The organism is Enterococcus gilvus ATCC BAA-350 (assembly GCF_000407545.1).
Classification (GTDB): domain Bacteria; phylum Bacillota; class Bacilli; order Lactobacillales; family Enterococcaceae; genus Enterococcus_A; species Enterococcus_A gilvus.
Genome location: NZ_ASWH01000001.1, coordinates 1406527 through 1426571, shown reverse-complemented (window position 1 = coordinate 1426571; position 20045 = coordinate 1406527). Strand labels below are relative to the sequence as shown.

20 protein-coding genes and 1 tRNA gene are annotated in these 20045 nt (G+C 38.4%); 6 read left to right on the top strand and 15 right to left on the bottom strand.

All coding sequences use genetic code 11. From position 1 onward, the window contains the following. Positions 1 to 167 precede the first annotated feature (167 nt). Positions 168 to 2006 (bottom strand): translation elongation factor 4, encoded by a 1839-nt coding sequence (gene lepA, locus I592_RS07055; protein ID WP_010780897.1) that lies wholly within the window; start codon positions 2004 to 2006, stop codon positions 168 to 170. A gap of 152 nt (positions 2007 to 2158) precedes the next feature. On the opposite strand from lepA, the gene I592_RS07050 reads away from it, so the two are divergent. From I592_RS07050 to I592_RS07040, 3 genes are read left to right on the top strand one after another with little or no spacing between them, the layout of a single operon-like run. Beyond that, entirely contained in the window at positions 2159 to 3376 is a 1218-nt protein-coding gene (locus I592_RS07050) for a GNAT family N-acetyltransferase (protein ID WP_010780898.1), read from the top strand. Beyond that, complete coding sequence (locus I592_RS07045; RefSeq protein WP_010780899.1) at positions 3363 to 3872, top strand: nucleoside 2-deoxyribosyltransferase; 510 nt, start codon at positions 3363 to 3365, stop codon at positions 3870 to 3872. Before I592_RS07050 ends, I592_RS07045 begins: the two co-directional genes overlap by 14 nt. After that, complete coding sequence (locus tag I592_RS07040) at positions 3862 to 4524, top strand: DUF2238 domain-containing protein (RefSeq protein ID WP_010780900.1); 663 nt, start codon at positions 3862 to 3864, stop codon at positions 4522 to 4524. Before I592_RS07045 ends, I592_RS07040 begins: the two co-directional genes overlap by 11 nt. Before the next feature lie 49 nt (positions 4525 to 4573). Here the strand turns inward: I592_RS07040 and I592_RS07035 are convergent, their stop codons facing one another. Beyond that, on the bottom strand, positions 4574 to 5065 hold the full coding sequence (locus tag I592_RS07035; RefSeq protein WP_010780901.1) for a pyridoxamine 5'-phosphate oxidase family protein: 492 nt from the start codon (positions 5063 to 5065) through the stop codon (positions 4574 to 4576). Between the two features lie 211 nt (positions 5066 to 5276). On the opposite strand from I592_RS07035, the gene I592_RS07030 reads away from it, so the two are divergent. After that, positions 5277 to 6011, top strand: coding sequence for an HAD family hydrolase (locus tag I592_RS07030; RefSeq protein ID WP_010780902.1), 735 nt, complete (start codon positions 5277 to 5279; stop codon positions 6009 to 6011). A gap of 75 nt (positions 6012 to 6086) precedes the next feature. On the opposite strand, the gene I592_RS07025 is transcribed toward I592_RS07030, so the two are convergent. From I592_RS07025 to I592_RS07010, 4 genes are read right to left on the bottom strand one after another with little or no spacing between them, the layout of a single operon-like run. Further along, a complete protein-coding gene (locus I592_RS07025; RefSeq protein WP_010780903.1) occupies positions 6087 to 6773 on the bottom strand; it encodes a beta/alpha barrel domain-containing protein in 687 nt (228 codons plus the stop codon). Between the two features lie 38 nt (positions 6774 to 6811). Continuing rightward, the gene (locus I592_RS07020; RefSeq protein ID WP_010780904.1) at positions 6812 to 7426 is read right to left on the bottom strand and encodes a glycoside hydrolase family 73 protein; all 615 of its coding nucleotides are present in this window, start codon (positions 7424 to 7426) and stop codon (positions 6812 to 6814) included. 9 nt (positions 7427 to 7435) lie between these two features. Next, positions 7436 to 8218 (bottom strand): M15 family metallopeptidase, encoded by a 783-nt coding sequence (locus I592_RS07015; RefSeq protein WP_010780905.1) that lies wholly within the window; start codon positions 8216 to 8218, stop codon positions 7436 to 7438. 16 nt (positions 8219 to 8234) lie between these two features. Then, entirely contained in the window at positions 8235 to 8768 is a 534-nt protein-coding gene (locus I592_RS07010) for a hypothetical protein (RefSeq protein ID WP_010780906.1), read from the bottom strand. Positions 8769 to 8989: 221 nt separating this feature from the next. Here I592_RS07010 and I592_RS07005 point away from each other — a divergent pair, with 221 nt between their 5' ends. Further along, complete coding sequence (locus tag I592_RS07005) at positions 8990 to 9949, top strand: Gfo/Idh/MocA family protein (RefSeq protein ID WP_010780907.1); 960 nt, start codon at positions 8990 to 8992, stop codon at positions 9947 to 9949. 97 nt (positions 9950 to 10046) lie between these two features. Further along, complete coding sequence (locus I592_RS07000) at positions 10047 to 10640, top strand: FUSC family protein (RefSeq protein ID WP_010780908.1); 594 nt, start codon at positions 10047 to 10049, stop codon at positions 10638 to 10640. A gap of 89 nt (positions 10641 to 10729) precedes the next feature. Here the strand turns inward: I592_RS07000 and I592_RS06995 are convergent, their stop codons facing one another. The 9 genes from I592_RS06995 to I592_RS06955 form a co-directional block, all read right to left on the bottom strand. Then, entirely contained in the window at positions 10730 to 11431 is a 702-nt protein-coding gene (locus I592_RS06995; RefSeq protein ID WP_010780909.1) for an ABC transporter ATP-binding protein, read from the bottom strand. Positions 11432 to 11579: 148 nt separating this feature from the next. After that, positions 11580 to 12299, bottom strand: a complete 720-nt coding sequence (locus tag I592_RS06990; protein ID WP_010780910.1) for a gamma-glutamyl-gamma-aminobutyrate hydrolase family protein — start codon at positions 12297 to 12299, stop codon at positions 11580 to 11582. A gap of 120 nt (positions 12300 to 12419) precedes the next feature. Then, positions 12420 to 13565 carry an N-acetylglucosamine-6-phosphate deacetylase gene (gene nagA, locus I592_RS06985; protein WP_010780911.1) on the bottom strand — a complete coding sequence of 382 codons (1146 nt, stop codon included), beginning with the start codon at positions 13563 to 13565 and terminating at the stop codon, positions 12420 to 12422. A 77-nt stretch (positions 13566 to 13642) separates the two neighbouring features. Beyond that, entirely contained in the window at positions 13643 to 14467 is an 825-nt protein-coding gene (locus tag I592_RS06980; RefSeq protein ID WP_010780912.1) for a helix-turn-helix domain-containing protein, read from the bottom strand. Positions 14468 to 14702: 235 nt separating this feature from the next. Continuing rightward, positions 14703 to 14786, bottom strand: a tRNA-Leu gene (locus tag I592_RS06975). Positions 14787 to 14833: 47 nt separating this feature from the next. Next, positions 14834 to 15019 carry a hypothetical protein gene (locus I592_RS06970; RefSeq protein WP_010780913.1) on the bottom strand — a complete coding sequence of 62 codons (186 nt, stop codon included), beginning with the start codon at positions 15017 to 15019 and terminating at the stop codon, positions 14834 to 14836. Positions 15020 to 15078: 59 nt separating this feature from the next. Then, a complete protein-coding gene (locus I592_RS06965; protein WP_010780914.1) occupies positions 15079 to 15684 on the bottom strand; it encodes a hypothetical protein in 606 nt (201 codons plus the stop codon). A gap of 90 nt (positions 15685 to 15774) precedes the next feature. Continuing rightward, positions 15775 to 17607 (bottom strand): glycoside hydrolase family 13 protein, encoded by a 1833-nt coding sequence (locus tag I592_RS06960; protein WP_010780915.1) that lies wholly within the window; start codon positions 17605 to 17607, stop codon positions 15775 to 15777. Further along, entirely contained in the window at positions 17588 to 20026 is a 2439-nt protein-coding gene (locus I592_RS06955; RefSeq protein ID WP_010780916.1) for a glycogen/starch/alpha-glucan phosphorylase, read from the bottom strand. The genes I592_RS06960 and I592_RS06955 overlap by 20 nt, the downstream gene beginning before the upstream one ends. Positions 20027 to 20045: the final 19 nt, after the last annotated feature.

The following is a 20045-nucleotide window of genomic DNA, read 5'->3' as shown; positions in this document are numbered from 1 at the left end:
AAACTTTTCTATTTTCAATGATAAGTATTGAAAAACTTTAGCTCTTACATATTGAATCTTAAAGAACATGGGTTATCAATGTTCTCTATTGCATTTTAAAAAAATAAGGCGAAGGACTTTCTTATCCAACGCCTTATGAACTATTCGCAATATGAAAGAATTGCTCTTTATTTTTTCTTAGGTTCATCCTCGTCCATTTTCAGAACAGCCATGAACGCTTCTTGAGGTACTTCTACGGAGCCAATTTGTTTCATCCGCTTTTTCCCTTCTTTTTGTTTTTCAAGCAGTTTACGTTTTCGTGAAACATCGCCGCCATAACATTTTGCTAACACATTCTTGCGTAATGCTTTGATATCCGTACGTGCAACGATTTTTGTTCCAATAGTGGCTTGAATAGGTACTTCAAACTGCTGGCGCGGAATCAATGTTTTTAGCTTGTCAACAATTGCCCGTCCACGTTCCTGAGCAAATTCACGGTGAACGATAAAGCTTAACGCATCGACTTTTTCAGCATTTAACAGAATATCCATCTTAACTAAACGACTTTCACGGTAATCAGCCATCTCGTAATCCAAAGAAGCGTACCCTTTGGTGCTTGACTTTAACTTATCGAAAAAGTCAAAAACAATCTCAGATAACGGAATATGGTAAACAACATTTACGCGATAATCATCTAAATAATCCATTGTGATAAATTCACCGCGTTTCCGTTGAGAAAGCTCCATTACAGCACCCACGTATTCATTTGGCACCATAATATTTGCTTTAACAAAAGGCTCTTCGACGTTCTGAATTTTTGATGGATCAGGAAAATCTGATGGATTGTCTACAATTAATTGTGTGTCGTCAGTCAAATTCACATGGTAAATAACTGACGGCGCTGTAGTGATCAATTCTAAATTAAATTCACGCTCTAGGCGTTCTTGTACGACATCCATATGCAGCAACCCTAAAAATCCGCAACGGAAACCAAATCCTAATGCTTGGGAAGTTTCTGGTTCAAATTGAAGTGCCGCATCGTTCAATTGTAATTTTTCCAATGCTTCTCGTAAATCGTTGTATCTTGATGTATCAATTGGGTACAACCCGCAGAACACCATTGGATTCATTTTTCGATAACCTGATAATGCTTCTCCTGCTGGATTGTTAGCAAGTGTTACCGTATCCCCAACACGTGTATCTTGGACAGACTTGATGCTAGCTGTAATATAGCCCACATCTCCCACCATTAAGTAATCACGTTGAACGGCTTTCGGTGAAAATACACCCACTTCAGTAACATCAAAGGTTTTTCCATTGCTCATTAACTGAATTTTATCTCCAGGACGCACAACGCCGTCTGTGATTCGAACATTCAAGACGACACCACGATAGCTGTCGTAAACCGAATCAAAAATCAGTGCCTTTAATGGCGCCTCCAAGTCACCGCTTGGTGCAGGTACATTCGTTACGATTTGTTCCAAAATATCCCCAATACCAATACCGGTCTTAGCACTGGCAAGAACCGCATCCTCTGCATCAATTCCGATTACGTCTTCGATTTCTTTACGAACGCGCTCCGGATCTGCTGCTGGCAAGTCGATCTTATTGATCACTGGTAAAATTTCCAAATCGTTATCAAGTGCCAGATAAACGTTTGCTAAGGTCTGAGCCTCGATCCCCTGGGCCGCATCTACTACTAAGACTGCTCCTTCGCAGGCAGCTAAGCTCCGCGAAACCTCATAGGTGAAATCCACGTGCCCTGGTGTATCAATCAAATGGAAAATATATGTTTGTCCATCGATTGCGGTATAGTGTAATTCAACGGCATTCAATTTAATAGTAATCCCGCGTTCACGTTCAAGATCCATTGAATCTAATAGCTGTTCTTGCATTTCTCGGGAACTTACAGTATTTGTTTGTTCTAAGATTCGGTCCGCCAAAGTGGACTTCCCGTGATCAATATGCGCAATGATTGAAAAGTTTCGAATCATTTCTTGGCGTTTCTTCATTTCTTCTAAATTCATTAAAGTTCCTCATTTCTTTTAGTCAGCACTGTCAATTATACCAACGTTTCCGGTAGAAAAAAAGTCTTTTCCCCTATTTCCAATGTCTGTAAGAGAAAAATAAACCTGCTTTTGCTATACTAAGGTTGTAAACTAAAAATGGAGATGAAAGAATGGAAAATGACTTTAAGCAACAATTAGTCTTGAAGCCAGTCGGTGAAGAATATTTAGCTCAATACGACGAACTACTCAGCTATGTTTTTCAAGTCACCGAAAGTGATATTGAAAATAGCGGGTACGAAAACAAACGTGAAATGGTTCGGGCAAAAAAGCCTGTTTTGGAACAATCAAAAGTTTTTGGCTGGTTTCATGACGAAAATCTCATTTCACAAATCGCGATCTATCCTTGTGAAGTAAATATTCACGGAAAGCTTTTTGACATGGGAGGGATTACTGGAGTTGGGACTTATCCTGAATATGCGAACCACGGGCTTATGAAAGATTTGATCGAAAAAGCGCTGATTCAAATGCGTCAGGACCAACAGTGGATTTCCTATCTATATCCTTACAATATTCCTTATTATCGACGTAAAGGTTGGGAAATTATGTCCGATAAATTAAGCTTCAAAATAAAAGACACGCAATTACCCAAACAAGTTGATCTACCTGGAATTGTTGAACGGAAAGAGGTTGACGATCCAGATGTTTATAAGGTATACGATGAGTTTGCTTTAAATAATCACGGGGCTATGATTCGGAAAGAATTAAATTGGGAAGAATACTGGCGCTTTGAAAATGAAGAAGAACGGATTGCGGCGGTTTACTATGATGAGCATAAGAAACCAACCGGTGTTCTCTTCTACTGGATCTCTGATGAAGTTTTTCATATCAAAGAAATGTTCTACTTAAATCAAGAAGCACGAAACGGATTGTGGAATTTCATCAGTGCACACTTTTCAATGATTTATTGGGTAGAAGGTGATATTTACAAAAATGAACCTTTATCTTTTTTACTCGATGATAGCGAAATAACCGAAACGATTGCCCCTTTTTTTATGGCACGCATTGTTGATGTAAAACAATTTTTATTGGAATACCCGTTTGAAAAATCTGTGGAGCCCTTCTACTTTGAAGTGACTGATCCAGTTGCAAAATGGAATAACAGCATCTTTGCTTTGAGTTGGGACGACAAGGGTGCTTTGGATATCTCAGATCAACCAAAAGGGAAACGTATTCGTTTGACCATTCAAACTTTGACTTGTTTATTAATGAATTACAGACGTGCGACCTATCTTGCCCGGATCGAGCGAATTGAGGCGGATAAAAAAGCCGTTGAATTATTAGAATCAATCATACCGGATATGGAGGCTTATTTCAGTGACTACTTCTAAACATATATATTTTGCTGCTCCTTTATTTGCGCAGAGTGACTTATTCTACAATGATTATTTAGTTAAAAAAATTCGCGAAATTGATAAAGAGTTAACAATCTATTTACCGCAGGAAAATGCGGGAATCAATGACAAATCAGCATATGCCGATAGTAAGATGATCGCCTTGGCTGATACTGAGGAAGTTTTAAAAAGTGATTTGATGGTCGCTTTATTAGATGGCCTGACGATTGATGCTGGTGTTGCCTCAGAAATCGGTGTTGCCTATGCTAAAGGAATTCCAATCATCGCGCTATACACAGATTCGCGTCAACAAGGCGCCGACAACCAGCAGAAAATAGCGGCATTACAAACACCCGCAGAAAATCAATTTCATTATTTGAACCTTTATACAGTCGGGCTTATTAAATTGAATGGTGTCATTGTCAGCAATGAACCTGCCCTGCTGGAGAACATCAAATCGTTTTTAGAAGGTAGTGATTGGCGTGACTTATAAAAAATATAGAACAGCATTAGTAGTTTTTGGTATTCTCTGTCTTGCGTATAATATCTTTGAATTTGTTATTGGCAAATATTCGACAAAGCAAGGAGTGATTTTTGTTATCGAATGTTTGGCAGGTATTGGTCTCATCTTTTTACCTGAACTCATTTCTAAGTTATTCAAACTTTTCATACCAGAAAAAATCATTTATTTTTATTGGTTTTTCTTAGTGATTTCTGTTTTCTTGGGTACTTCATTACACATGATTTCAATTGTATCTTTTTGGGATAAAATTTTGCACACTGTGAGTCCTATGGTATTAACTGCCTTAGGATACGGATTGATTGGATACCTCATGAAGGATGCGAATATCAGCAAAACCTCCCCGTGGCTTTTCCTATTGTTTGGTTTTGCCTTTGCAGGAGTGTGCGGCGTTTTTTGGGAGTTTTGGGAATTTCTATGCGATACAGTGGCGGATATGAACCTACAGCGTTATGCCACCTCAGCAGGAAAATTATTAGTCGGTCGTGCTGCATTAATGGATACCATGGGTGATTTACTAACGAATACAATTGGTGCTGTTCTGATGGGTATTTATGCTAGAGTCCAAAGCCGAGGTAATGCTTCTTACTTTGAAGAATATCGATTAAAAAAACTGCATAAATAGAAAAGGCCCCAAATCTCTCTAAGAGGTTTGAGGCCTTTTTTTATATATATTATTTTTCATCTGGATGGATATTTTCCTTCATCGTATAGGAAGCTAGCGTTATTTTGATAATGCCCGTACGTTTCAACATAGCTTCTGGTATTTCGTCAAAACTGGCCCCTTTTGCTGCATGATCCATTAAAACATGAAGTGCCTTTCTTTTCTCTTCCAAATCCTCTAAAAAGCTTGCATGGCCAAAACCAATAAAACTCTGATATGCATAAGAATAAGTAGCCGCATTACTAGTTCCCTCGATCAGTCTATGATGACCATCCATTTCTATTGCAACATGTGGATCATTTTTAATCATGTTTACCTTTTTTCCTTCGGCAGCACCATGAATAAAAAGCATTAGCTCTTCCTCGTTCCATTCATATCCAAAATTTACTGGTACAACGTAAGGATATTTTTCTCCATTCAATGCAATTCTTACAACTTGTGTTTTTTCTACAAATTTCTTGATTAATTCTAAATCAGTAACCTGTCTTTTTTTTCTACGCATCTCTTTTCCACCTATCCGTTTTTATATCTTAATCATAATAGATTAGAATTTAAAAAGAAATCTTTTTTTGAGTCTCAGTTACTGAAAATTGATAATATGCGGTTTGTCTTTTTTAGTATCAAAAACCTTTTCTAATCAACGATTTACACTTTTTTTGTGTAATTCTTTATACTAAAATAGCTACTGTAATTAACAGAAAATTTGCTGAAAAATGAAAGGCGTGTCGAATTTGATTGAAACTGTCGTATTTGATATCGATGATACAATTTACGATCAACAAGAACCATTTCGAAAAGCAGTCCAAAAATTGTTTCCTTTAGTTACTGAAGAAGATATGCTCCCGCTTTATACCCGTTTTCGTGTGCATAGTGATGCAAACTTTAACAAAGTCATTACTCAAGAATGGACACTGGAGTATATGCGTTCTCATCGTATCAGTCAATCATTAAAAGATTTGGATTATCCGCATATTACTGATGACGAAGCGCTGCATTTCCAAGAGGTTTATGAGGCTGAATTAGATGCTATCACCATGCATCGAGAAGTTGAAAAAACACTGGATTTTTTAAAAAGAAAAAAAGTACCCGTTAGTATTATCACCAACGGTCCAACGGATCATCAATACAAAAAGATTTTACAATTAGGTCTGTTGAATTGGGTCAATGAGGAAAACATCATCATCTCTCAAGCGACCGGCTATGAAAAACCAGACGTTGAAATTTTCGATTTAGGCAAGAAGCAGTTCTCCTTAAATCCTGAAAATTCTTTATATGTCGGAGACAATTTCAACAACGACGTGATTGGTTCAAAACGTGCTGGCTGGCAATCGCTTTGGCTCAACCATAGAAATCGACAATTACCAAAAGGAACAACCCAAATTCAAGACATAGAACTTAAATCATTTGATCAATTATTGCCAACGTTTAAAACTATTTTTGCATCGTAGTTTCCCTCAAAACATTAGCTAATAGATAAAAAAAGGATGCCGAAATCGTTTATGATTTCGACATCCTTTTCCTTTTTATTGATGGTCTTCGTCGTATTCCATCTTACGGTATTTCTCCATCTTCTTGCTAAACAAGACTCCGTTTGATGGTGGCGTGTAGGTGATTGCATTCGCTCCAGCTGTAATCGTTGCTTCGATCGTCTCTTCATCAGGACCTCCAGTAGCAATGATTGGAAGATCTGGGTACATTTGACGAAAATGCCTCACTGCTTCGACTGTTTCTTTCCCAGCACTGATATTGATAATATCAACGCCAGCCGCCAATTTTTCTTCAATCTTAGAGTACTTTGATGTTACCGTAGCAATAACGGGGATATCCACTACATCGTTCACTGCTTCAATTGTTTCTACTGGCGTTGGACCATTTACGACAACCCCTAAGCTTCCTTGAGACTCTGCGAACATCCCCATATATGCAGACCGGGCGCCATGAGTCAATCCTCCTGCTACACCAGAGAAGACAGGAATATCTGCTGCTTCAATAATACTCTTAGTAATAGCCGGATGCGGCGTAAAAGGATAGACGGCAATCACAGCGTCCGCATCTGTATTTCGAATGATTGCAATATCCGTGGTAAAAATAATTGAACGGATTTTCTTACCGAAAATGATTATTCCGGAAGCTTTCTTGATTACTTTGGGTACACGTACGATATCTTGCCGTAATTCTGTCATAATTTCAGGCACATTGTTTTCTGACATTAAACCATCTCCCTAACGTATTTCTTAAATTAATTTTACTATGAATGATCGTATCTATCCAAGTTATACGTTTCAATCACGGATATAATTTTATTTGCATAATCGGGATCTGTCGCATACCCAGCAGTTTGCAATGCTTGAGCCGCCTGTTTATAATCCGTCGCTGTTAAAACACCCGCGTAAAGCTGAGGATTCCAATTTGTCCCATTTACAAAAAGCATGGTATGGTCATCTAAAGATTCTTCCCATGTAGAATAAACTTTAAAATCTCCTTGGATAGTAATCCACTGCTCATTCATATATTCCTTTGTTTCAAGGCTGATTTTTGGTTGATTTCCAGAGGCTTTAATACCAAATAGATTTTTGTATTCACTTGCCAATTGTGATTGTCCCCAATTAGATTCTAGAATAGCTTGACCTAAGATGATACTTGGCAGGACACCATAGCCTTGTTGCAATTCCTTCGCATGTGGTGCCAACTTTTCAACAAATTCTTGCCGAGACAAATTTTCTTCCTTTTGAGTATCCTCTACGCCAAAATCTGATAGTGAATGTAAAGAAAAAACGAAAGCTACCCCAATAATCAAGATTCCCGCAAAAATCAGCGGGATCGATAGATTGGACTTCCGTTTTTTATAATTTTTCTTAGGCATAATGCCTCCTTATTTAGCTGATAACTGTTTCAAAAATTCTTCTAAAGTTAAATGATGTTCCGTGATATATTCCGCATTTTTCTTGCCTACATATCGAATATGCCACGGCTCATACGTGATACCAGTGATGTCTTGGCGATCTTTTGGATAGCGAATGATAAATCCATATTTTGGTGCGTTCTCAGCGATCCATTTTGCTCCAGGTTGATCCCCGTAAGAAGCATCTAATACTTGAGTTGAATAGGAGTTATACCAATTTTGATCGACGATATCTACTGCAAGACCCGTATGGTGCTCACTATAGCCAGGTTCGGTAATGGTTTCCTTGGTTTTCGCAGTTGCTTCTTCTTCGCTCATCCCATTCCCACTCACCAATCCATTGACATTTGTCTCAAAAACCTCTTTTTGAGACTCCACAGAACGAAATGCTGAGACGATGACTAAAGGGAATCCTGCTTTTGTTGCCGCTTCGGAAAAAGCTTCATAATCTTTCGCGATGCGACTGTCGACTTGATGACTGTTATCTGATAATGTAGCCAACTGACTTTCAGGAACTTCATTCTCTATTTTATTTTTTGGGCCTACTAACACAAGATTCCAATCTTTTGCATTAGAATTAGGCAGCGCTTCTTGCACAGCATTCTTCTTCTTAGCAGCCGTTTTCTTTTCGAATGAATAGGTCGTTGCCGTCGCTTTTTGAGCATCTGTCTCAGCAGGTGCACTATAAAAAAGTGAATACGCGGTCATTCCGATCATAATTATGACTGAAAGTAGTCCTACTGTTTTTTTCAATTTAAAAATCCTCTCGTTAATCGTCTAATGACGTGTATGTTTCCGTTAACTTTTCGTTTACCCAGTCAAGCAGTGCGGTTTTCTTGTGTGCACTGGCAATTTGATTTTGAATATGTGCCGGCAAACGAAAACTCAGTATATCACTATAGCCCCAATTGTCATAATCGATCGTTATACGTAAATCGATATAATCATGATTCTCTTCTTCATTTTTGTTTTTGAATGGGATCATTTCGACTTGGGCCAATCCACTGGCAATCCACTGCTGCGCAATAATCGTCTTCATCTCACGATATTCAGCAACTGCCGTCGGGCGCTTTTCGGGGAACAAAAACGTTTGTCGAATGACTTTTTGACTTAACATCCATTCATAATCACTGAATAAGTTTTTGATTTTTTGATTTGCTTCCGGTGATAAATTGTTCTGACCAGCCTTCCACTGTTGCCATTGAACGTCATTGACTCCTAAGTAATCTTGATAAAAATCTTGTTCTGAATGAAATTGTTCAAAAATCGCACTCATTACTAAATCCAAATAAATTTGATTCACGAAAAATCCCTCCTTATCTATTCTACTGATTTTTCAGAAAAAATACACCACTTTGGCAAATGGATTGAACTATTTTAATATTTACTGCTATAATTTGAGAAAAGCTTCAATCTTTTTTCTATTTTTATACACACTTCATCAAAAAATAAGTTGAACACGGCTTTATTTAATTGATAGTTCAACTTGCAAAATTAAAAAGAGACTATCTTAGGAGGACCAATATGACAGAATTACAATGGGGAATCGTTGGACTTGGCGATATCGCACACGATTTTGCTGAGAATTTTAACCAAACTACGAGCAGCTTGACTGCTTGTGCTTCACGGACGCTTGAAAAAGCAGAAAAATTTGCAAAAGAATATGGCATCGCGAAGGCTTATGGTAGTTATCAGGAAATGTTGGCTGATGAAGCTATCTCTATTATATATATAGCTGTGCCAAATCGCCAACATCATCAACATATTATTCAAGCTTTAGAGGCTGGAAAACATGTATTATGCGAAAAGGCGATCACTATGACCCTTGCTGAACTACAAGAAGCGATTGCGTTAGCCGAAAAGAATCAATTGATTTTGGCAGAGGCAATGACAATCTTTAACATGCCTTTGTACCAAGAACTTCATACGTTAATGGACAGTGGAAAATTAGGAAAATTAAAAATGATTCAGGCTCCTTTTGGAAGCTATAAAGATCCTGATCCTACCAACCGCTTTTTCAATCCAGAATTAGCCGGCGGAGCATTACTGGACATTGGGACCTATGCCGTTTCATTTGCACGTTGGTTCATGTCTGAGCAGCCAACCGTGATCGCCTCAACGATGGTTCCTTTTTCCACGGGTGTAGATGAACAATCGGTAACGATTTTACAAAATGAGAAACAAGAGCTTGCCTCGATCAGCTTAACCTTCCAAGCGAAAATGCCTAAAAAAGGAATCGTTGCTTTTGAAAATGGCTACCTTACTGTCGAAGATTATCCACGCGCTGATAAAGCGGAACTAGTTTTTAACGATGGAACAAAAGAATGGATTGAATCTGGCTTTACCAGTAATGCCATGAACTATGAAATTGAGAACATGGTTCAAATGATTCACGGGGAAAGACCAAATAAGTCCCTCTTTTTTACGAAAGATGTGATTGACATTCTAGATCAGATGCACCAAAAATGGCAAATAGAGAAATAATTTCGAACAAAAGGCATTGATTAGTCGATGCCTTTTGTTTTTTTGCCAAATTTCGGCTAAACTATTAGATATAAAGAAAAGAAAGTGGGAGGAAAAATTGCATATTGGTCGTTTTCGTTTAGGAATGCGAACGATGAAAACTGCATTAGCTGTTATGCTGTGCATTCTATTATTCCACGTAACAGATCGTGGATCACCGTTGATCGCCGCGTTAGCTGCTGTTTTTTCTCTGCGTCAAGATTTAACTACAAGTATATCATTTGGCCGTTCACGCGTTTTAGGAAATTCGTTAGGAGGATTATTGGCGTTAATTTTCTACTACGTACAAGCCTTTTTTAACAATGAATTTTTCGTAGAATTATTTGTCTTACCACTATTTGTTATCTTAGTCATCGTAGTTTCTGACGGAATCAATAATAACTCAGGAATCATTTCAGCGATCGCTACCATGCTGTTGATTGCTTTGAGTATTCCTCAAGGGGAATCCTTTCTTTACGCGCTAAATCGCGTTTTGGATACATTTATTGGAACAATCATAGGCATTTCCTTGAATGGTGCGATCACACCCCAATCAAATGAGAGGGAAAAACAAATAAAAGAAGATTTAGTGGAGCTGAGAAAAAAAGAAGCAGACTTGAATAAAATGCTCTACGATGTACGAAAACAAATAAAGGACCATTCTCTTAAATGAGTCTGGTCCTTTATTTTATCCACTTAAGTGGATGGTCCGGATAAAAAGCGAATTTGTTGTTCGAGTACAGAATACATGTTTTTGAAAAATTACCATTGAATATCTTCAATTGATTGAGGGGCATCATTTAATTCTTCACTGCGTACACGTGCATCATTGATCCGAATGACACGATCTGCCATTGGAGCGATCGCTGAATTATGCGTTATGATCACAACTGTTGTCCCATTGTCCCGAGCCGTGTCTTGAAGAATCTTTAAAATTTGTTTTCCTGTTTCAAAATCTAACGCTCCTGTCGGCTCATCACATAATAATAGTTTTGGTCGCTTCGCTAATGCTCGCGCAATGGTTACCCTCTGCTGTTCACCGCCAGATAATTGGGCAGGAAAATTATCCATCCGTTTCCCCAGTCCAACTGAATGCAACACTGACTCAGGCTCTAATGCATCGGTAACGATCTGAGAAGCCAGTTCGACATTTTCTTTAGCCGTCAAATTCGGAACTAAATTGTAGAATTGAAAAACAAATCCCACATCATTTCTCCTATACGTGGTCAATTCCTTATCGCTAAAAGCAGCAATGTCTGTCCCATCGACAATGACTTGCCCTTCATCACAATTATCCATTCCACCTAATATATTAAGCACAGTCGATTTTCCTGCACCACTTGGGCCGAGAATGACTGCTACCTCACCTCGTTCAATTGAAAAATTTATTTTTTCATTGGCCTTGATGACGGTTTCGCCCATTTTGTAATGTTTACTCTCATCAATCACATGAATATATGACACACAGCGTTCCTCCTCATTTTTCCACGCTAATCAAAATAGCGGCTCTTTTCCATTTTAGTTTAACATAACCCGAACAAAAGCCAACGAAGGATGCCATAAGCCAGCAAAAATAATCGCCCAATTTTAATAATTAAAATTGAGTTGTTGTTTAGGAATGCTTTCTTTCACAGGCTTCAAAAAAAGCTTTGATTATCGCCTGATTTACCGATGTTGTTGCTGAAAAGAATTCAGGATGCCATTGGACCCCTAAAGCAAAACTTGCTTTAGGAATGAATACTCCTTCTGCTAGTCCGTCAGGGGATAACGCAGTTACCTTCAATTCCTTCCCCAATTTCTTTATTGCTTGATGATGATAACTATTTACTCCTAAATAATGTCTCTCTAAAATTTTATGAAGCAGACTGTTTTCAATTAATTCCACTTGATGCTGTGTTCGATTATAAGGAGCTTCCATATGGTGATCCAGATTCATCGTTTGAGGATTATCGCTCATTAAATCTTGGTAGAGAGTTCCGCCAAGGAAGACATTCAGCAACTGCGCCCCTCTGCAAATAGCCAAAAAAGGCTTGTCACGCACAATCACTTCTTCCATAAGTTGGAATTCCATTTCATCTCTTAGCTGATTTACTTCGCCACAAGCATCTGTTGTTTTTTCATTATATCTTGCAGGTGCAATGTCTTGTCCGCCAGTAAAAATAAACCCATCGCATAGGGACAAAAAAGGTTGCCATGTTTCTTTGTTCGCGGTAAGTGGCAATATTAACGGAATACCTCCATTTTCTTCAACGAGATTGAGATATCCTGGAAGCATCCACACACTTTCACTTACTTCGTCATATAAGGGCAACACACCGATTATTGGTTTCATAAAATTCCTCCTATGGATGTTTTTCATTCAAGTTACCTTCAAACAGAAAAAGGCTTTGATGAAAATTTTACCATAAAAAAACTCGATCATCAGATGACGATCGAGTAAGGGAATTATTTTTTAAGCATGGTAACGTTCTTTACCATCTAAGTATGTCGCTGTAAGTTCCATATTAGGTTCTAAAACAATAAAGTCTGCTGCACGGCCTTCGGAGATCATGCCGCATTTATCATCAATTTTACAGCTTACTGCTGGAACATAAGAGGCCATCATAATCGCTTGTTCTGGAGTGGCAATATCCCAATCCACAACATTTTTGATTGCTTCTTTCAATTTCAAAATACTACCAGCCAAATTACCAGATTCAAGACGAGCAGTTCCTTCTTTTACAACTACTGGAAATTCACCTAAATTGTAGTTGCCGTCTGGCATGCCGCCTGCCATCATACAATCAGTAATCAACGCCACATGATCATGCCCTGCCTTTTCCATTAACACTTCGGCAGCTTGCGGATGAACATGATGACCGTCACAGATCAACTCTGAAAAGACATGCTCCAAGGTCAATAACGCACCAACCATCCCAGGTTCACGATGATTTAAACCGCGCATACCATTGTATGCATGAACGAAAACACTTGCTCCTGCTTCAACAGCCTCTTGCGCTTCTTCCAATGTCGCATTTGAGTGTCCTAATGAAACAACTACGCCTTCATCAGTCACTGTTTTCACGAATTCTTTGACGCCTTTACGTTCAGGAGCTAAAGCGATTTTTTTGATCAAGCCGCCTGAAGCTTCCTGCCATTCGTGAAAGGTATCCAAATCTGGATCACCAAAATAGCTAGGGTTTTGCGCGCCCTTGTGTTCTTCTGTAAAGAAAGGTCCTTCAAAATAAATACCTTGTATTTTTGCACCTTCGACATCTTGATAAACATTGCCGATTGTTTCAGCAACATCCTTCAACCGCTCTTTTGTAGAAGTTAATGTTGTTGGCAAGAAACTTGTCACACCGCAAGATAGAAGTGCTTCAGACATCACTTTGATTCCTTCAGCATCATTGTCCATCACATCGTGATTTTTATACCCATGAATATGTGTGTCTACAAGTCCAGGAGCGATCCATTTTCCACTTTGGTCAATGATCTCTGCGCCTTCTGGTTTTTCCTTCGTATATGTTCCAAAAATGCCATCAGTGACATCTAAATAGCCTGTGCCCTTCACACCAGAGTTTAAAAAGAATTTGTCAGCATAAATAAATGTTTTCATTGTGAATTCTCCCTTTTTTCATAGTAACTTAAAGTTACTCCTGAATCCTCAATAAGTCAAGAATGGTGTAGACCATTTTACAGATCTTTTATTTTTTCCAAAGCGCGTAGCATTTTTCTATAATTGATTACCGTATGAAGGTCATCTCGTGCCTCCAACATAAGAATTTTTAATTCGACCAATTCTTTTAATTTATAATAGCTGCATTGCTGACGATTCCATTTCAATCCAATATCCACGACTTTCTCAGCCAAGTCAAAACGTTCCTGTTTAACTAAAAACGTTCCATAATTAACAAAAAGATTGCTTAATTCACTTCGCTCCGAATAATCCGCCATCATCGTTTGGAATAGTTCAAAGCTTTGATTGTAATAGCCTTGCGCCTCATTCATTTGACCCAAAACGGAACACATTTTCCCAGCAAAACTCAACAGTAAGATTCGACTATCAAAATAGCCATCATATTTTTTGGATACACAAATTGAAAGGCCAAGATTTATTTTCTCCAAAGCAGTATGTGGGTCACCATCAATAAAATAGGCACAAACCCCTTTAAAAAAGCAAGCCAATTGACGGTCCTTATCAAGATGAGTGATTTGGCGTTCATCTAAATAATCTAATGTTGTTCGAATCTCAAGATATTTCCCAACGCGCAAATACATAAACATCTTGTTAAAATATTTTCGCAAAAATAATTCCTCAGGTAAAAAATCAAGCATCAACTGGTCAATGGTAATTCCAAGACGATGACAAAGCTGCTGGATTACAATAATATTGGGAATTTCTTCATCGTTCTCAATTCGACTCAAAACACTCTGGGAGCAGATTCCTTGAGAAAGATCTTTTTGTGTCATGCCGTGTTCTTTTCTGAACTCTTTTAAGACCTGACCGATCGCTACCATTGCCGCATCCTCCAAAATATGCAAATTCACATTTTTAATAATTTAATTTTATACGATGACTTCTTTACAAGCAACTTCTATGTTCGAAATCCATAAACAGAGTGAATCAAAATGATCTTAAATTAGCTATTCATCCTTTTTTAGATAAATTAATTCATCATGTATATAGCCTATACAAATTTGGAAACAAAAAAAGACAACAAACACTGTAAAAAACAATGTTTGTTGCCTTTTATGCGGCGAATGGGACTCGAACCCACACGAGATTGCTCTCACATGATCCTTAGTCATGCTTGTCTGCCAATTCCAACACCACCGCATAGAACCTTTCTTATGATAGCGAGTCAGCATAAAAAAGTCAATAGTCTAAACAATCGTTGTATCGTATACATATATGATCATTCCTTTAAGTCCGGCAATTCCTCGAAAAAATTTTTTATCTTCTTGTTTAAGCCAAACTTCTCGGAATAGGAAAAAGTCTTCCCGGGAAACTTCAAATCTCTCAATTTCTCCCGCCCGCAATTGACGAATTTTTTCTTCAAATGGATTCATGTTTCTTTCTCTCCCGTCATCGTAAAACAACAGAAGAATGCCTGAAGGCACCTTCTGTCTTAATCATGAAAATATTTGCTGTTTTCAATTTGTGAATTGTCCTCTTGCATAATGCCTCGTAAAGAACGATCTAAACGTTGTCTAGAATTCTTTCTTTCAATCACTGGCTGCTTTTCGTCATTTTCAGATGCAAATAATAGATACGACTGTTTTGCCTTTTCCATTCGCTGCATGAGTTCCCTTGGGTGAACTGCATTTTCCGGTTCATCAGGGATCAATGAAGAAGGGACATATTTAGGAGCAAAGGGTGTTGCGCTGCGTCCGTTTCGAGAATTGAACGTAGCTTTAGGCTTGACTGTTTCTTTGGGCTTCCGTTCTTCAAATAGATTCACTTTTTTAGATTCTCTATGTTCATTCTCATACATCGGCAAATTCGCTTTATGATGATCGAGTTCTCTGCGTGGTTCTTCATCTAAGTTCACACGTCTTACACGTTTTACTTTCGAAATTGGACGTTCAAAGATATCTTTTGCTTCTAATCGATAACTCGTGATTAAGTCATCCTGACCATCAAACAATACCCGCTGATTGGTTTGAACTAATTTGACTCCTGCCTCATCATCAAATGCAGGAAAACGACTCTTTTTTCTGCTATACGTTTGCATAAAATCATCCTTATTGTTCTGATATAGCATAGTTTAGCACAAATACTAAAAAAATGCTTTTAAATTATGACTAACAAGAACTTGTACCTATCAGATTGAACCGGAGACAAATAAACTTCCATTTGGTGCCAATACTTCGTCCTCTAGAATACGATCGAGCACTTCATAATCTCCTTGATACGCAAGAGGACTTGATAATTCTCCTATTTTGATGTGCTGCTCATGCTCGGATAAGTTAAGTGCATAAATTACATACGAATGATCTAAATAGCGAATGATCCCAAAAATTTGCTGCGCTTGAGAATAGAACGGGAAGAAATGACCCTTTTTCAAAACATCATATTTTTTTCTTCTTTCTACCCATTTTTGACAGTTTTTAAATAGATTTGAGTCTATCGATTGCCAAGGGAAAAACTTACGATTGTCTGGGTCTTTTCCTCCTGTCAAACCAGCTTCGTCTCCATAGTAAACACAAGGGATACCTGGCATCATGAACATTAGTCCCCAAGCCTGATCCATTGCTTCAACAGAACCGTTCAGCATGGTTAAAATACGCTCAGTATCATGTGTGCCAATATTGTTTAATTGATTGTAGTAGAAATCAACGGGATAATTTTCTTGGTAACGCACCATTTCTTCGCAAATATCCTTCAATGATCGTGAATGTTTTAGTAAATCTGAAATTTGCTGACGCAACGGGTAGTTCATGACTCCTTGCAAATGATCACCAAAAACATATTTTCTCCGCGTATCATAAGCAACCTTATTCGACGCATCCTCCCAAACTTCACCTATTAGAACTTTTTCTTGATATGCCAAGAGATTTTTACGAATGCCTGCAATGAAATCATCTGTTAATTCATCCGCCACATCTAAACGCCAGCCATCCACGCCCATTGATGTCCATTTAGACAGGACGCTGTCATAATCACCATAGATGAATTCTTGAAAATGAGGATTCTCTTTTTTCACCTCTGGAAGATCAGCCACCCCCCACCATGCTTTGTAATCGTCTGGATAATGATTAAAAGTGAACCAATCAAAGTATTTACTGTCGGGATTTTTAGCAGCTCCTACAGTCTCGCCATAAAAACCAGACTTGTTAAAATACAAACTGTCCTTTCCTACATGGGAAAAAACACCGTCCAACAAAATCGCAATCCCTGCTGTATGCAGAGCAGCTATTAAACTACGAAAATCTTCCTCTGTCCCCAAAACACTGTCTACTTTGAAATAATCATTTGTATCGTAGCGATGATTCGACGTTGCTTCAAATATTGGATTTAAATATACCGCAGTGATTCCCAATTCTTTTAAGTAGGGTATTTTCTTTTCAATTCCTTTAAAATTACCGCCAAAAAAGTCCCATCGCACGATCTCATTTTTTTCATTTCTAATGTAATAGGGCGTATCTTCTTCTGTTCCATAAATGAATGAATTTTTTTTGGGCTGATTGATTTTCCGATCTGCGTTCCCATTTGCAAAACGATCGGGAAAAATTTGATAGAAAACAGCGTCGCGATACCAGTTAGGAGCTGTCTCTGGTTTTTGATAACAAGTCAACTGGTAAGGAATAACCTCATTCTCCGCCCCATAAATTTGCCCTTCACCACCGTTACCATTGAATCCATAATACTGAACAGTTTCGTACCCTTCAGATTCATGAATGATTTTAAAGTAGTAAAAATACAGTCCCCAGCCTTGGTCCATTGTTGTTTGAAAGTGAAATCGATCCTCGGGAACAGCCTCCATAGGGAAAATTTTCTGTCCTACAGAACTTCCTTCTTTACGGACGATCAAAAAAACTTTTGCTTGTTTTTGTTCTGGGACGGATATCCAAATATCGACTTTTGTCCCTTCCTGAACAGCCCCAAAAGGTCGTTTATATCTTTCTAGCCAAGAATTAAAGTAAATATGAGTCATGTTGGATCACTCCTCGATCATCTTCGTGAGCAAAAACGGGTTCAATTTGCCAAATGTCTTCTGCATAACGCTGGACAGTACTGTCTGAAGAAAAACGTCCGGCATGAGCAATGTTATTTAGACTTATTTTTTGCCAGCGGCGTTTATCTTTATACGCCTCATTAATCGATTCTTGTGCCAGACAGTAATCTTCAAAATCGCGTAGTACAAAGAATTCGTCGTTGTATTTAATGAGTGAATCAAATATCTCTTGACCCTCTGCGAAAATATTTGGAATTGTTCCATCGATTAATGCCTTCACTACTTTGTGTACATTGGCATTTTCTTTGTAAATATTCGTCGCTGAATAATTCTTATTTTCATAGTATTGATAAACTTCCGATTCCGTCAATCCAAAAATAGCGATATTTTCATCACCCACTGCATCACGAATCTCGACATTTGCGCCATCTAGCGTAGCAATTGTCACTGCGCCATTGAGCATCAATTTCATATTTGAGGTTCCTGAAGCTTCTTTTGAAGCCAATGAAATCTGCTCACTTACATCCGCTGCCGGAATAATTCGCTCAGCTAAGCTGACGTTATAATTTTCTAAAAAGACTATTTTTAGTTTATCTTTAATCGTAGTATCCTGATTAATCAAACTAGCGGCCTCATTGATGACCTTGATAACAGACTTCGCATAATGGTAGCTAGGTGCTGCCTTTGCTCCGAAAATAAAGACCCGAGGTTCAATCGCTTGCTCAGGATCTTCTTTAAGATCCAAATATAGTTTTATGATGTGGAGTAAATTCAACAATTGTCGCTTATACGCATGCAATCGTTTAATTTGGACATCAAAAATCGCATGAGGATTCACTTCAATATTACAGTGTTCCTTAATATAGCTGGCTAGGCGTTTTTTATTCTCTAATTTTGCTGATGCTAGAGCTTCGAGCACTTGATTATCTTCTTCATAATTCAAAAGTAAGCGTAGATTCTTTGGCTGTTCTCGCCAAGAATCTCCAATTGTATCGTCTAACACTTTGCTCATCGTCGGATTAGCAAGCTGTGTCCAGCGGCGCATAGCGATACCATTTGTTTTGTTATTAAAACGAGCTGGATAAATACGGTAGAAATCTTGCAAAACCACTGACTTCAATAGATCTGAATGCAATTTGGCTACACCATTTGTTGAGTGAGAACCGATGATTGCAAGGTGGGCCATGTGCACCTGATCGCATTGAATGATTCTGGTTCGTTGAATTAAATCAAAGTCATGGACCCCCGTCATCTCTTCCACAAAGCGTCGATCAATTTCTTCGATGATTTGATAAATTCTAGGACAAACACTTTTCATCATACCGATTGACCATTTCTCCAAGGCTTCTGCCATGATTGTATGGTTGGTGTAACTCATTACTTCTTGGGTTAAGTTCCAAGCGCGTTCCCAACCTAGTTTTTCATCATCGATCAAAAGCCGCATAAACTCAGCTACACACATCGCTGGATGGGTATCATTAATATGGATCGCAATATATTGATTGATTTTATCCATTGGTTTTTTCAGTTGCTTGTAATAACGCAAGATACTTTGAACACCGGCTGATACAAAGAAATACTCTTGTGATAAGCGCAGTTTTCTCCCGGCTTCACTAGAATCATCCGGGTATAAAACGGAAGTGAGGTCCTCTACTGCACGCCGATCTTCAATACTACGATAGCGATCCTCTTCTTCTGGCGGAATTTCAACCGACCATAAGCGCATTGTATTCACAATGTCATTCTTATAACCAACCATTCCGGTATCGTAAGGAACGGCTCTTAAAAGCATGCCATCTTGATAAATAGGTGTCAGATTGCCGTATTCATCTGGACTTAAGTAAACATCTCCGCCAATTCGCACATCTACTGCTTTGCTCTCTTTTCGAACTTCCCATAAGTTTCCTTTTTGAAGCCACTCATCTGGCAATTCAACCTGATAATTATCTACAAAACGCTGCTTGAATAGACCATACTCATAGCGAATACCGTTTCCATTTCCAGGTAATCCAGTTGACGCAATGGAATCCATAAAACATGAAGCCAAACGACCTAAACCGCCATTTCCGAGGGCCATGTCAGGCTCTACTTCCGCCAAATCATTTAAATGAATGCCTAATTCTGCTAAACCTTCGCTCACCATCTCTAACCAGCCCATATTTAAAAGGTTGCTTTTTAGCATCTTCCCTGGCAAGAACTCGATCGAAAAGTAGTACGCTTGCTTCTGTTCCGCTTCACGATAATCTTTCCATGTTTGCTGCCAGCTTTGAGAATACTCTGAAGTCATCAATGAGCCTAGGGTCTGATATAATTCATCTGGTGATGCATCTGCGACATCCATGGCGAATTTTTCTGCCAAACGACGACTGAATTTCTTTTTAAATTCTATTTTATTCATTTTCTCATCTCCAACCTAT

Coding starts and splice junctions, on each gene's coding strand:
- lepA (WP_010780897.1), bottom strand. CDS start 2,006: ATGAATTTAGAAGAAATGAAGAAACGCCAAGAAATGATTCGAAACTTT.
- I592_RS07050 (WP_010780898.1), top strand. CDS start 2,159: ATGGAAAATGACTTTAAGCAACAATTAGTCTTGAAGCCAGTCGGTGAA.
- I592_RS07035 (WP_010780901.1), bottom strand. CDS start 5,065: ATGCGTAGAAAAAAAAGACAGGTTACTGATTTAGAATTAATCAAGAAA.
- I592_RS07030 (WP_010780902.1), top strand. CDS start 5,277: ATGAAAGGCGTGTCGAATTTGATTGAAACTGTCGTATTTGATATCGAT.
- I592_RS07025 (WP_010780903.1), bottom strand. CDS start 6,773: ATGTCAGAAAACAATGTGCCTGAAATTATGACAGAATTACGGCAAGAT.
- I592_RS07020 (WP_010780904.1), bottom strand. CDS start 7,426: ATGCCTAAGAAAAATTATAAAAAACGGAAGTCCAATCTATCGATCCCG.
- I592_RS07005 (WP_010780907.1), top strand. CDS start 8,990: ATGACAGAATTACAATGGGGAATCGTTGGACTTGGCGATATCGCACAC.
- I592_RS06990 (WP_010780910.1), bottom strand. CDS start 12,299: ATGAAACCAATAATCGGTGTGTTGCCCTTATATGACGAAGTAAGTGAA.
- nagA (WP_010780911.1), bottom strand. CDS start 13,565: ATGAAAACATTTATTTATGCTGACAAATTCTTTTTAAACTCTGGTGTG.
- I592_RS06980 (WP_010780912.1), bottom strand. CDS start 14,467: ATGGTAGCGATCGGTCAGGTCTTAAAAGAGTTCAGAAAAGAACACGGC.
- I592_RS06970 (WP_010780913.1), bottom strand. CDS start 15,019: ATGAATCCATTTGAAGAAAAAATTCGTCAATTGCGGGCGGGAGAAATT.
- I592_RS06965 (WP_010780914.1), bottom strand. CDS start 15,684: ATGCAAACGTATAGCAGAAAAAAGAGTCGTTTTCCTGCATTTGATGAT.
- I592_RS06960 (WP_010780915.1), bottom strand. CDS start 17,607: ATGACTCATATTTACTTTAATTCTTGGCTAGAAAGATATAAACGACCT.
- I592_RS06955 (WP_010780916.1), bottom strand. CDS start 20,026: ATGAATAAAATAGAATTTAAAAAGAAATTCAGTCGTCGTTTGGCAGAA.